Annotated in this window: 12 protein-coding genes; 7 read left to right on the top strand and 5 right to left on the bottom strand. The window is 46.3% G+C overall.

The window, feature by feature from the left end; all coding sequences use genetic code 11:
- Positions 1-43 precede the first annotated feature (43 nt).
- From RID09_RS28025 to RID09_RS28015, 3 genes are all read right to left on the bottom strand, one after another.
- Positions 44-1,636 (bottom strand): hypothetical protein, encoded by a 1,593-nt coding sequence (locus RID09_RS28025; RefSeq protein WP_446339252.1) that lies wholly within the window; start codon positions 1,634-1,636, stop codon positions 44-46.
- Positions 1,637-1,762: 126 nt separating this feature from the next.
- Entirely contained in the window at positions 1,763-2,716 is a 954-nt protein-coding gene (locus RID09_RS28020) for a glycosyltransferase family 2 protein (RefSeq protein ID WP_446339195.1), read from the bottom strand.
- Between the two features lie 29 nt (positions 2,717-2,745).
- Positions 2,746-4,266: a hypothetical protein gene (locus tag RID09_RS28015; RefSeq protein WP_446339194.1), complete on the bottom strand. Its 1,521-nt coding sequence runs from the start codon at positions 4,264-4,266 to the stop codon at positions 2,746-2,748.
- Between the two features lie 214 nt (positions 4,267-4,480).
- Here RID09_RS28015 and RID09_RS28010 point away from each other — a divergent pair, with 214 nt between their 5' ends.
- The 5 genes from RID09_RS28010 (at position 4,481) to RID09_RS27990 (ending at position 8,888) form a co-directional block, all read left to right on the top strand.
- Complete coding sequence (locus RID09_RS28010; protein WP_446339193.1) at positions 4,481-5,365, top strand: NAD(P)-dependent oxidoreductase; 885 nt, start codon at positions 4,481-4,483, stop codon at positions 5,363-5,365.
- 284 nt (positions 5,366-5,649) lie between these two features.
- Positions 5,650-6,996 (top strand): FAD-binding oxidoreductase, encoded by a 1,347-nt coding sequence (locus tag RID09_RS28005; RefSeq protein WP_446339192.1) that lies wholly within the window; start codon positions 5,650-5,652, stop codon positions 6,994-6,996.
- A gap of 128 nt (positions 6,997-7,124) precedes the next feature.
- Complete coding sequence (locus tag RID09_RS28000; RefSeq protein ID WP_446339191.1) at positions 7,125-7,928, top strand: creatininase family protein; 804 nt, start codon at positions 7,125-7,127, stop codon at positions 7,926-7,928.
- A 165-nt stretch (positions 7,929-8,093) separates the two neighbouring features.
- Positions 8,094-8,261: a hypothetical protein gene (locus RID09_RS27995; RefSeq protein ID WP_446339190.1), complete on the top strand. Its 168-nt coding sequence runs from the start codon at positions 8,094-8,096 to the stop codon at positions 8,259-8,261.
- A 177-nt stretch (positions 8,262-8,438) separates the two neighbouring features.
- Positions 8,439-8,888 carry a DUF29 family protein gene (locus RID09_RS27990; protein WP_446339189.1) on the top strand — a complete coding sequence of 150 codons (450 nt, stop codon included), beginning with the start codon at positions 8,439-8,441 and terminating at the stop codon, positions 8,886-8,888.
- Positions 8,889-9,234: 346 nt separating this feature from the next.
- On the opposite strand, the gene RID09_RS27985 is transcribed toward RID09_RS27990, so the two are convergent.
- Positions 9,235-9,864 (bottom strand): restriction endonuclease subunit R, encoded by a 630-nt coding sequence (locus RID09_RS27985; RefSeq protein ID WP_446339188.1) that lies wholly within the window; start codon positions 9,862-9,864, stop codon positions 9,235-9,237.
- Positions 9,865-10,100: 236 nt separating this feature from the next.
- Between RID09_RS27985 and murJ the strand changes: the two genes are divergently transcribed.
- On the top strand, positions 10,101-11,699 hold the full coding sequence (murJ, locus tag RID09_RS27980) for a murein biosynthesis integral membrane protein MurJ (RefSeq protein WP_446339187.1): 1,599 nt from the start codon (positions 10,101-10,103) through the stop codon (positions 11,697-11,699).
- A 30-nt stretch (positions 11,700-11,729) separates the two neighbouring features.
- Here murJ and RID09_RS27975 read toward each other — a convergent pair whose 3' ends face one another.
- Entirely contained in the window at positions 11,730-11,861 is a 132-nt protein-coding gene (locus RID09_RS27975) for a hypothetical protein (protein WP_446339186.1), read from the bottom strand.
- A 12-nt stretch (positions 11,862-11,873) separates the two neighbouring features.
- On the opposite strand from RID09_RS27975, the gene RID09_RS27970 reads away from it, so the two are divergent.
- On the top strand, positions 11,874-12,746 hold the full coding sequence (locus RID09_RS27970; RefSeq protein ID WP_446339185.1) for an S-methyl-5'-thioadenosine phosphorylase: 873 nt from the start codon (positions 11,874-11,876) through the stop codon (positions 12,744-12,746).
- The last annotated feature ends 780 nt before the right edge of the window (positions 12,747-13,526 follow it).

Raw genomic sequence — 13,526 nt, 5'->3', positions numbered from 1 at the left:
CATTGGTCATTGGTCACAGAACAGTGAATTAACATTCATAATTCTAAAATTTCCGATCTAATCGCAGCCATTCATAAGCATCTAGTTTCTTAATTTCATTCGTTAAATCTAGCCAGGGCTGTAATTGCCCCCGTTGAAACGTGCGACTCATGACCACATAAATCGACGTTTGGTCGCCCCCAATTCCCGCTGCGATCACATCTTTCCAGGACTTGCCTTGCAACTCATCGCTGACATGCCATTGTCCATTTTCCCACTCGAAAGAACGCCGGAAATGGAACGGCGCTTTTTGCTTGCCTGTAATTAGCATTTTTTGCAAGAGTTTGCGGATTAAGTTGGGGAAGAAGCGACCCACTGTCAGCATGACGACTCGCAAAATTAGTAAATTTATGGGTGTCATTTGTTTCTGTTTTGCCCATCCCAATTCTCCTTCAATCGTAATTTCATTTTCCTCAACCTTAACCTGATAGGTATCGACCAAATGACCCACAGCATTTTTCACCTTTTTCCCCGTTGACACTTGCAAGGAAAATTGGGTATCAGAGGCGACTAAACGGTTATCTTGAAACAGTTTAAATACTCCCCCTTTGTTTAACGCTAAATACAGTTCCGTGTTTTGGCGGCGGTCAATTAAAACTTGCGCCTCCCTAAACCAAACTCGACCGGGAGAACGGGGGGTGGGATCAGGTCGAGTTTGCACAAAATCTCGCCATGCAAGGAGATAGTTCCAGGTATGGTGACCGATAATGTGATCGTCAGCATAGCAGGGAGCTAGTCCCTTCGCCAGTCCCACCAGAACGCGATCATTAATTTCTAGGGCTTGGGGATACCACTGTCCCACCAGTTCAAAGCCATGGGGAAAGAAATTGTAAGTATTGCGACTGGTATATTCTCCTCCATAAGAGCCATCAGGATGCACAAATTCTGCCGCTAAATCAACCGCTTTGACTAATGCTTCTTTTAGACGGGGATCAGGTCTGAGTTGATAAATCCGCGCTAAACAAGAAATCGTTAACGTATGGTAACCGGGGTCACAGCCTTCGTACTCAATAAACCAACCTTCGGGATTTTGCCAAGATAATACTTGTTCTAAACGTTGTACTCTGGCTCTATCCCACTTTGTTGTTTGTAATAGGGTAGACAGTAAGTCTAGGCAAAGAACAATTAACGCTTGGTGATTGGTCAGGCGTCCACTTTCCTGATGATGGGCTAGCCAATCGGCTCGTTGTTCAAAAAACCTCAGCGCTACTGGGTTATTTAACCCTAATTCTTGATAACTGTCAATACAGGCAAGCAATGAAAATGCCGCTGCGCCTCCGGCTCGTTCATAAGGGAAATAGTCATCACAAGACCCATCAGGATGGGCGCTTTTAGCCCCATAAAGAATTCCAGCTTCCACCCAATCTTGAATCGCTCGTTGTTGGTAGAAAGGGTTATCGGATAATCGGGTATTATATGCCAATGCCAGGGGCAGAACAAACTCTTGAGCCATTCCGCTAGGAAAGTCAATAATTTTATACTGCCAGAAGTTGCGGTCAAAACAGCCATAAGTGGGACTGTGTGGGTTGCGGTCTAGCAGGGTGAGAAGTTTGGGAATTTGGGCAAGGGCTTCGCGGGCAAACAGGTCTCTATTCATTGTAAATAAGGGAACAGGGATGTCATTTGTCATTCGTCATTTGTTATACTCGCTTTTGCAGAAGCAAGCTACGTCTTTCATCTTTTTCGTTTCATAAAAGCCTTTTACTATGCCTTTATTGATGATTTATAATTTCTGTTTAATGTACTCTTCAATATCGGCGCGTCGCCGCCGCAGTTGGATATCTTCTAAAAGCTTACGATTCACCGCCATTAAGTCAGCAATTAATCCAAACATCAACAGTTGAAAGCCAATCAGAATGAAAATGGCTGCCACAATTAAGCTGGGCGCACGACTTCTATCGGGATCGAATACCACTAACCAACGCACGCATAGAATCAACCCCAAGCCTAAAGGAACTGTCCCCAGGACGGTGAAGAACTGGAGCGGTTGATAGGTCATGAAGATGCGAATAATAGTGAGAATAGAACGCTGAATATAAGCCGGAATGCTCTTGACTAAACGGGAAGGGCGCAGGTAATCGTTGGTTCGGATTGGCACCGAAGCAATGGCTATGTTTTTCTGTCCCGCCTGAATAATCATTTCTAAAGTATAAGTATATTGGCTAAAGACATTCAGTTGCAGCGCCGCATTCCGACTGATGGCACGGAAGCCACTTGGAGCATCTGGGATATTGGTTTTACTCGCGATTCGTACTACCCAGCTTCCTAATTTTTGCAAAAACTTTTTGGCGGGAGAAAAATGCTTAATTTGCTGGATGGGTCTGGCACCCACGACAATTTCTGCCTGACCTTGTAGAATAGGTTCAATTAGCTTAGGAATATCTGCCGCACAGTACTGATTATCGGCATCTGTATTCACGATAATATCAGCTCCCGCCTTTAAACAGGCTTCTATCCCCGCCATAAACCCCTTAGCTAAACCCTGATTGTGATCAAAGCTAACAATGTGATCCACGCCACAGGCTTTAGCAACTTCAACCGTCCGGTCAAGACTACCATCATTGATAATTAGCCACTCGACTGTATCGACTCCAGGAACTTGACGGGGAAGTTCGGACAGTGTTAGTCCTAGAGTGGCTTCTTCGTTGTAACAAGGAATTTGGATAATTAATTTCATCTTTCGGCTCTCCCTAAACGGAGGTATTTCTACCTAAGTCTGGTCAAATTTGTTTGCTCTGTGGCACTAGCTTGCAGCCAGCCCCAACGCAATACCCAAACCCCTGCTCCAATCAACAGGGCGGCTAAAAGTCCACCCACCCAAATCGGGATACCCACAGCAGGCAATACCCACCACCACACCGCCACAATATGTAACAATTGAGCGCTGGTCATTTGGTCACCGGGCGGTGGTTCTCCAACTTGCCCTAGGACATCTCGAATATTTGTACTTAAAGCACTGCTAACCTGGCGATAGGCGGCGCCCCAAGCATTGAATAAGGGGGCATAGCTGGGCGAATCCCACAAGGCTCTAGCACGGTTGATATATCCTCCATCTAAGGCTTCGGCATAGTAGCGTTGGAAATACGATACCAAAGTAGGGGCGTTGGCGAGGAACCCGAGTACCGTCAAACCAATTAACCACTTCCACCACTTTTTCCCAATCAGTGCGACTAGCGCCATCAATCCTGGGAGTGCGGGAACTAAAAATCGAGGTCCCCAACTCCAGCCGCCAAATTCCCAAAAAGAATGGAGCAGCCAATACCCACCAAATATACCCACAATGGCTAAGGCTTCTAAGGGTTTAGATTTGAGAGCGTTGCGGAACCCAATAATTGCCAGAATTGTCGGCGGACAGTACCAGATTAACCCCCCCCCGGCGCCGGGACTCAAGATCAAACCGATAAATCGTTCTAGCATTCCGTCCAGGGTAAATTTCGAGGCATTTTGTCCACTGGATAGTAAACTACCAAACCGCAGGTAATTATAAGCCATGAACAGCATGAACCCCATAATTGTACCGAGTAGGGGACCTAGAGCATTCCGCAGGGGATACCGCTTGAGCAGGAGATAGGCGGACAACACCGGTCCAATGACAATACCAGCAGGTTTAGCGGTCAAGGCTAAGCCGGAAAGAATACTCGCACCCGCATGTTCACGACTGGTTTTTCCTAGGGCGAGATAGAGGCTGGAGGCGGTGATGAATGAGAGTAGGGGTTCGGCAAAGAACTCTCTGGAATAGACTAACGCTGTCGTACCCAAGGCAAAACATAAGGCGGCTAAGTACGCACCCGTGCGACTGCTTCCCAAGCGCAATGCCAACAAAGCCACAAGTGATGTGGTTAAAGCTGTTAATAAGACAGATACAACTAAGGCACAAACTGCCGATGAATAGTTCGTCGGTATATTGAACCAGTGACCTAACACCAGTCCCACGGCAACAAAGGGTGTGGCAATAATCGGTAATAATGGATATCGAATTGAGTAATATTGCCCATCGCGACCTAATGCTCCGGAACCGGGCGGCACGCTAAAATCAAATTCGGTAACTAATGACTTGGAAACATCCAGCATGTCATTGCCATCAAAGCCCCAAATCCCCGGTTTGAGAAATGCCAGATAAATTAGCGTGATGCCAATGGATAGGGCGAACGCCATTTTCCCAACCTGCTGATGAGCGAGTTGTCGCTCTTGAAGGGTGGAATCTTGAATCTCGCTGGGATTTACCATAGTATTTCTAAAGTATTCTGGTTATTTTTATAGATTATTTTCGATTACGTCGGCTTACCCAGTACTGCTTATTTCCTGTAGCTTTTCTGGCAAACCAACTCGATGATTGGCGTGAAACTGAGACTCGCCGATTTTCTTCCAAGAGATTCTAGTATGACAAAGGCATGACACCAAGAGCAACTTATCAGAAGTACAGACAATGGAGTCAATAGATATGAATCAACAGGTTGCCTTTATCGGACTCGGCGTCATGGGGGGACCTATGGCGGCAAATTTGGCGCCATCGGGTTACTTGGTTAAGGCGTGGAATCGAACGCCTAACCGTCCTGGTGTCGAGATGGCGGCTCAGGCTGGGGTATCAGTGGTGTCTTCTATTCGTGAGGCTGTCGCATCAGCAGATATTGTCTTTTCTTGTGTGAGTGACGTTCCTGATGTCAAAGAAGTCCTTTTGGGAACGGGAGGCGTTGCCGAATCAGCGCGTCCAGGTACGCTGGTGATTGATACCAGTACGATTGGTCCAGAGGCGGCGCGTGAAATAGGCATTCAACTGCAAAACCATAAGTTGCGCTTTTTGGATGCGCCAATTTCTGGGGGTGATATTGGTGCAAAAAATGGCACACTGACGATTATGGTTGGCGGAGATGCTGAGGATTTTCAGGAAAGTAAACCGTTGTTGGAGGTTTTGGGTAAAACCATTCGCCTGTGTGGACCGATGGGGAGTGGTCAAGCGGTCAAACTTTGTAACCAGGTTTTGGCGGCGGTTCATGGGGTGGCGTTGTGTGAAGCGATGCAGTTGGCACAGCACCAGGATATTGACCCGAACTTAATTGTAGAGGTTTGCAGTACGGGGGCGGCTGGTTCTTGGGCGCTGTCGAATTTGGGACCGAAAATTGCGGCGTCGGATTTCCAACCGGGTTTTATGATTAAGCATATCCTTAAGGATTTAAGGTTGGTAGCCGAGACGTTAAATTCATCGGGTCAGGAATTGCCAGGAGTGGATATTGCTGAGCGTTTGTTTAAGATGGTTCAACAGCTTGATGGCGGTACGGGAGGGGAACAGGGCACTCAGGCAATGATTCGCGCTTATCAGAAGTCCTAGAGTGTCTTATTACTCCCTTCCCGGTAGAAGATTACCTATTTTTATCTCCCCCAGCTCCCCCAGCTTCCCCAGCTTCCCCAGCTCCCCCAGCTCCCCCAGCTCCCCCAGCTTCCCCAGCTTCAAAAGTGTAGGTATTAGAGCTCGAAAGGAGTAGGGGAGGCGGAGCCTCAAGATGAGCATTCCCAGGCAAAGCCTGGGAACGAGGACGGTAAGATAGAAGGTTAACGTGAAGTCAAAATCAGCAGTTCATCAATAGTTGTTATTGTTCCCATTCTTAACCAGCAATGAACTCAACTCTTACCCAATCCTTTGACTGGGATGCTTTAGCCTCGGAATTCGCCGGGATAGAAACGATTACTGAGCCCACTCAGGTGGCTAAATTATCCCTAGACTACTACCATTTCAGTCCGGTTCTGCAACCCCTTTTAAGGGATAAGCGAGGGAATCTGGTGGTACGCCCTCAGACTGAAGCACAGGTGATACAGGTGGCACAAATATGTGTCAAGCATAAAGTTCCCCTGACTATCCGAGGTGCGGGAACCGGGAATTATGGGCAATGTATTCCACTGCACGGTGGGGTGATTTTGGATACCACCCGGATGAATGGGATTCGTTGGATTAAGCCCGGTTTAGCTTGTATGGAACCAGGGGTGAAGTTGGCGGCGTTTGATAAACAGGCGCGGGAAATCGGCTGGGAATGGCGGATGGTGCCTTCGACGTATCGTAGTGCCACGATTGGTGGCTTTATTGGTGGCGGAAGTGGGGGAATTGGTTCAATTAATTATGGGCAATTGCGCGATCGCGGCAATCTTTTGGCGGTGCGTGTGGTTACACTGGAGGATGAACCCCGTGTGATTGAGTTACGGGGAGATGATGTGCAGAAGGTGAATCACGCCTATGGCACGAATGGGATTATTACGGAGTTAGAAGTTCCTCTCGCCCCGGCTTATGCCTGGGTAGAGGTTATTGTTATTTTCGATAACTTTATCACGGCTGCCCATTTTGGTCAGGCTTTAGGTGATGCAGATGGGTTAGTGAAAAAGTTGATTAGTATTCATGCTCATCCCATCCCCACATTTTTTAGTGGGTTGAAGGAATATCTGCCCGATGGGAAAGACTGTGCTTTATTAATGATAGCGGAGTCTTGTTTAGAACCGTTTCAGGAATTAGTGCGGGAGTATGGCGGGGAAATTACTTATCAAAAATCTGCCCAAGAGGGGAGCAAAGGCACAAGTTTAGCCGAGTTTACTTGGAATCATACCACATTACATGCTCGTAGTCTTGACCCGACACTGACGTATTTGCAAACCTTCTTTTTTACATTAGAACGGGTGGAGCAACTGTATGATCATTTTGGTGATGAAGTGATGATGCATTTGGAATTTATGCGGGTGAATGGTCAAGCGATTCCAGCCGGATTGCAACTGGTTCGCTATACCACGGAGGAACGGTTAAATGAGATTATTCGCTATCACGAAGAACAGGGGGCGTTTATTGCTAATCCCCATACTTATATTCTGGAAGATGGGGGACGTAAGATGATTGATGTGGAACAGGTGCAGTTTAAGGAACAGGTTGATCCGTATGGGTTGATGAATCCAGGTAAAATGCGAGGATGGGAGGAGCGATAAGAGAGTTCTTATCAATTTCAATAATCGAACATCTACTACTGGACTGACACAGCTAAAATTGTGGCATAGATTTTACGATTAAATCGGGCGCACGTCTGTGTGCCCATACAAAGAACTCAAACACTAAAATGCACAGTTTTATTCCCCCAGAACGCTTCTTTCCTTATCTCACTTGGGCAGATATCCAAACAATGCCCGATAAGGCAAATGTGGTGATTATTCAACCCGTTGGCGCGATTGAACAACATGGTCATCATTTGCCCTTAATTGTGGATTCAGCGATTGGTGTCGGGGTTCTGGGTAAAGCCCTAGCCCAACTAGAACCAGATATACCCGCTTATGCGTTGCCGAATTTATTTTACGGGAAATCGAATGAACATTGGCATTTTCCCGGAACGATTACTCTCAGCGCCCAAACGTTGCTGGCGGTGCTGATGGAGATGGCGGATAGTATTTATCGGGCGGGATTTCGTAAATTAGTGCTGATGAATTCCCACGGTGGACAACCCCAGGTGATGGAAATTGCGGCGCGAGATATTCATCAAAAGTATGGGGATTTTCTGGTGTTTCCGCTGTTTACGTGGCGGGTGCCAAATGTAGCAAAAGATTTAATTTCAGCCAAGGAGTTGGAATTGGGAATTCATGCGGGGGATGCGGAAACAAGTTTGATGTTATCCCTATTACCGGAACAGGTGAAAATGGAACGGGCGGTTGCTGAATATCCTAAAGGGTTACCAGAGGATAGTTTATTGAGTATGGAGGGGAAGTTACCTTTTGCTTGGTTGACGCAAGAATTGAGTCAGAGTGGGACATTGGGTGATCCCACACTCGCAACGAAGGAAAAAGGCGATCGCATCTTGGAGTCTTTAGTATCCGGTTGGGTACGGGTAATCCAGGATATCTATAAGTTTCGCCAACCGCAGGGTAATTAGGGTCTGCTGAATAAGTCTTGTGGTGGGGGTAGGGAGCCGGGGGAGCATGTAGAGACGTAGCATGCTACGTCTGGGAGCTGGGGGAGCCATAGTACATTTTCCCTGATAGCGGTGCAAGGGTATAAAAGGGTTAAACCCTTTTTCCTTGAACAGGAGCAAATATCAATGCCACTCAAAGCCTTAATAGCTAAGGGTTTGGGAGTTGTGCAGCAAGCCCTAATTAAGGGAAAGTGCGATCGCGTCAGTTATGAGTTAGTCTGTCTCTGGATATTCGGTGGGGTGAGAGGATTCGGGGGGATGGATTTCGCGATCGCCCTTTTTTTGACCATTTAACCGCTTCATCAGCCAAGTTAGAAGTCCATCAGCCGACTTTTCCACAAGCCCAACTAAAAAGGCTTCGAGGATTAATATAAGGATGTCCATCAGCCACCAGTACCAGGCTTGGATGCTGTGTCATGGTACGACATTATTACCTATTAACTAAATCGAGAAGCGGAGGAATAAAGGCGAATGGAAGAACTCATAACCTTAAAGGAATTTATCCAGCAAGGCAAAATTACGGAAGCCTTGGAACTTGTTGAAGAATTAGAGGAGATGAGCAAATCCGATAAACTCAATAAAATATTTAGCTATGGCATCATTTTATTATTGCATCTAATTAAAAAAGCTGCTGAAAACCGCACCAGGAAATCCTGGCAGGTTTCTATATTAAATTCGGTTAAGCAAATTCAACGCACGAATCGACGCCATAAGGCAAAAGGAACTTATTTAACGGAAGACGAATTACGGGAAACATTACAGGATGCTTATGAATCAGCGCTGAGAAATGCAGCCCTAGAAGCGTTCAAGGGAATCTATGAAACTGAAGAAATCGGTGTTATGGTTAACCGAGAAGAAATCATTGAAATAGCAATAGATTTGATTCTAGAACGTCAATCGACTGATGGAACATCAGAATAGTAACACGAAGTCGCGATATCAAATGATGGGAAAGGGCGACCCAAGTCAATTGACTGGACTACAGTTGTTCATTAGTGCAAGCGGGTCGCCCCTACATGGTTGATACAGGTGTTTTTTCTAGGGTTTGTAGTCAGGGCTTTAGCCTAAGCATTTATCGGTTTAAAACTCAACAAAATAGCGAGCGAGACGCTCACACTACAACGATTCTCTATTGCCTATTGTCACCACCACTGAATTTAGTCGTCTTTAGACAACTTGAGATTTGATCCTTGGGTTTGAACCCAAGGCGGTAAGACAGCGACAGGTGCAAAATGTTAGTCATAACAAATACAAAAATCCGCGATCGCTACCTTGTCGCCAACGCCGCTAACCTCTGTAAAATCTGAAGGACAGGATATAACTCATTCTCTGGTCGATATAGAGAGAACTCTGTGGAAAAGGTATATTGGGGTATCTCACCGAACAATACTTTAATGAACATAAAATGACTACCATTCGTGACTAATCCAACAGTGGGTTGCTCAGTATTTGGATTTGCCATCATGTAAAATAGGGTTTGCGCTGTTGCATCTTTTAGAGCAAATCCGGCTTGTTTTGACTCAACAACTGCAACCCATAGTTGTTGCTGTAACAGCAGGATATCAATTCGCCCCCAAACCGTTCTTTCTTTAGTCTCTATCGCTACATCTACCCGTTTTTCCAAGACTGGATGTAGCAGAGGACGGTAAAATCCGGCGAGTGATAGTAGGGGCGAAAGTACCACCATTTTTACCAAATCTTCTAACATCGGATATTTGTTGAGATAGAGAAACTCTGTTTTGACCCGATCTAAGGTTTGCTTTTCTAAATCGTTGAGTTCTGATAAATTGTCCTGCGCTTCAGGGAAGAAGGTGGAATTGTCTAGAACTTGCCGAAGATTGAATTGGTTTTCAACCTGTGCCAGTGTTAGTTCATGGGCGGGGATAACTTGTGTCATTGCTGCTGTCAGTGTTATTCAAGAAAACGATTACCTTATGTAACACCTTACATACAATTGGCTGACCGTTGATTGGTGAAAGATTGTAGTTAAGGCACAGAAGCGTCTGTGCGGGCAGATTAGATTACTGTAACTCCAGAGGTGCAAGTGTTGGTGGATAATTAGTGAGATTTACCTGAAGCGTGTGACCCGATTCAGGATTAAATAGGATAAGTCACTAAAAATAGTAACCTTTCGTGTCTGACAAGTCTAAACCGTCTCGTTCCCTTGCTGGAATTGCCTCTATTGTGGCAATTGCTACACTGATTAGTAAAATTTTTGGCTTAGTCCGTGAACAAGCGATCGCGGCGGCGTTTGGTGTGGGTCCGGTGGTGAATGCTTATGCCTACGCCTACGTGATTCCAGGCTTTCTGCTGATCTTACTCGGTGGGATTAATGGACCCTTTCACAGCGCCTTGGTGAGTGTGCTGGCAAAACGGGATAAATCGGAAGCCGCCCCCTTGGTGGAAACGGTTACCACCTTGGTAAGTGGCATATTATTGCTGGTTACGATTATCTTAATTCTATTTGCGCCAACCTTTATCGATATCCTCGCCCCAGGATTAGAGGAACCCGCGCGATCGCTAGCAGTTCAACAGTTGCAAATTATGGCACCGTTGGCGGTTCTGGCGGGGTTGATTGGCATTGGTTTCGGGACGCTGAATGCTTCAGATCAATATTGGTTACCCAGTGTTAGCCCTTTATTTTCCAGTGTGGCGGTGATTGGTGGCTTAGGGATATTGGCACTGTATTCTGGAGGACAAGTTAATCAGCCTGAGTATATCCGCTTGGGTAGTATTGTTTTAGCCGTTGGCACTCTGGCGGGGGCAATTTGGCAGTGGGTGATGCAACTAATTGCCCAGTCGCGATCGGGAATGGGGCGGTTACGGTTACGGTTTAATTGGCAGCTTCCAGGGGTAAAGGAGGTGATGCGCGTTATGGCACCGGCGACGCTATCCTCTGGGATGCTACATATCAATGTGTATACGGATCTATTTTTCGCCTCATTTATCCCCAATGCGGCGGCGGCGATGCGCTATTCCAACTTTATTGTACTGACGCCTCTGGGGATTATTTCTAATATGATATTGGTGCCGATGCTGCCTGTATTTTCCCGGTTAGCGGCGCCGGAGAATTGGGCGGAGTTGAAAGTGCGGATTCGTCAGGGATTACTGCTTACGGCTTTGACGATGTTACCCTTGACGGCTATTTTTATCTCCCTATCCGTGCCAATTGTCCGAGTGATTTATGAACGCTATGCCTTTAGTGCGGAGGCTTCCCAGATTGTCGCCCCGGTACTGATGGCTTATGGATTCGGCATGTTCTTTTATTTAGCACGGGATGTTTTGGTGCGGGTATTTTATGCCTTGGGGGATGGGGAGACGCCGTTTCGGATCAGTATTGCCAATATCTTTATTAATGCTGTGCTGGATTATTTGTTGGTGAATGCTTTTGCGACACCGGGTTTAATTTTTGCCACGATTGGCGTCAATATTATTTCTATGGGCTGGCTGTTGTGGGTGCTGAATCGTCGGCTGCATGGCTTACCCTTAGGGGAATGGGGAATGGCGCTGGTGGCGTTGGCTCTGAGTAGTTTTGTGGCTGGATTGGGCAGTTGGGCGGTTAACTGGGGTTGGCAAGAGGTTTTTGGGAGTGGGAATTTACTACTGCAAGTTTTACAGCTTAGTTTGGCGATGTCGGTGGCGTTGGGGATTTTTGCGGTTTTGGTGACTCGGTTGAAGTTACCAGAAGTGGATATTTTAGTGAGTCGTTTGCGTCAGAAGTTGGGGAAATGAACGGTAGGAGGTTTCAATCCCTGATCGGGATTAATTTAGACTATCTTGCCCAGACGCGATCGCAATACAATCTGATATCAGAAAATGCAGCACGCCAATACCAATCAAATTGAGCGATCGCGACCCATTTCCCGATACAATATCTGGGCATTGTAGCAGCAAAAGGTAGGCATCATGGCACAAGCAACAATTGGCATTATTGGCGGTAGCGGACTTTACAAAATGGATGCCCTCAAAGATGTGCAAGAGGTGCAACTCGATACCCCCTTTGGTAAACCGTCTGATGCCTTAATTGTGGGGACTCTAGAAGGAACCTCTGTCGCCTTTCTCGCCCGTCATGGTCGTAACCATCATCTCATGCCCACGGAATTACCCTTCCGCGCCAATATCCACGCGATGAAGCAGTTAGGCGTCAAATATCTGATTTCCGCCTCCGCCGTGGGTTCCCTCCAGGAAGCGGCAAAACCCTTAGATATGGTGATACCCGATCAATTTATTGACCGCACCAAAAATCGCGTGTCTACCTTTTTCGGTGATGGAATTGTGGTGCATATTGGCTTTGCTGAACCCGTTTGTAACCAACTAGCCGGGGTTTTAGCCGAAGCGGTGGCTAGCTTGCAGTTAACCGATGTCACCCTCCATCGCGGTGGCACATACATCTGTATGGAAGGACCTGCTTTTTCTACCCAAGCGGAATCCCATCTCTACCGTAGTTGGGGCGCAACGGTGATTGGGATGACCAATTTACCTGAGGCAAAACTGGCACGAGAAGCGGAAATCGCCTACGCCACATTAGCCCTCGTCACCGATTATGATTGCTGGCATCCCGATCATGACAGCGTAACCGTAGAAATGGTAATTGGCAATTTACAGCGCAATGCGACCAATGCTCAACAGGTGATTCAAGAAACCGTGCGGCGTATCGCCCAAAATCCGCCCCCATCCGAGGCACACTCAGCGTTAAAGTACGCGATTTTGACCCCCCTCGACAAAGTGCCAGAGGCGACGAAGCAGAAGTTAAGCCTCTTTTTACAGAAATACTTGTAATCTTTAGTTGTGCCAGACTGAGAAAGTTTGCGTAATACAACGTAATATGAACAAACGTAAACTTCTACCCATATTTACGTTTCAAACTGTGTATGATGGTTTGTATGACCCAACTGTATTACAGCGGCATCAAAATCAAAAGATTTTCTCAAATCGCCGTTGTTACAGAAAGCCTCTGTTAGCTACAGGTTCCGATCCTGGTTGAGAGATGGTTAACAGAGGTTGGGTAAAAAGGGTGCATCTACTATTCATACTCAGGCTCTGGTGGTTCCCTTTTAGATATTTTATGTCAAAGTTTTGTAATACAAAATAAATTTTTGGTAAGACATTAGCTAGAGTAAGGGCAATCTCCCAGAGGCAAAGTCTGAGTACATCACTCACGATTCTGGGAGATTTAATTATTTAATATGATAGGCATAAAAAAAAATCACTCACACAAAAGCTGACATTCTTGGCAGTTTGAGTTAGGGTTGTGTATTAAGAGAGTCGCCAACTGCTGTAATATTAATAGAGTATGGGAAAAAACCACAGCCAGGGTGTAGGCAATAGCAGTTGAGTCCTAGTCAGGAACCTCAGCCTAAAGGCATGAGGCTTGAAAGAGAAATCTAACAAGCCATTCTGACCAGCTTAAGTCTTAATTGACTACGTTATCGGCAAGTGTTCAAGACCTACCAGTAGATGCTCCCGCTAGTCTACTGCTCTAGAACCGAAAAGTTAAACAGTTTTAAGGTCACTGAAACAGTGCTTTTTGGATAGTTACCGACCGATAACATTGGCGAA

The organism is Coleofasciculus sp. G1-WW12-02 (assembly GCF_040219735.1).
Taxonomy (GTDB): Bacteria; Cyanobacteriota; Cyanobacteriia; order Cyanobacteriales; family Coleofasciculaceae; genus Coleofasciculus.
This window is presented reverse-complemented; position numbering and strand designations above follow the sequence as displayed.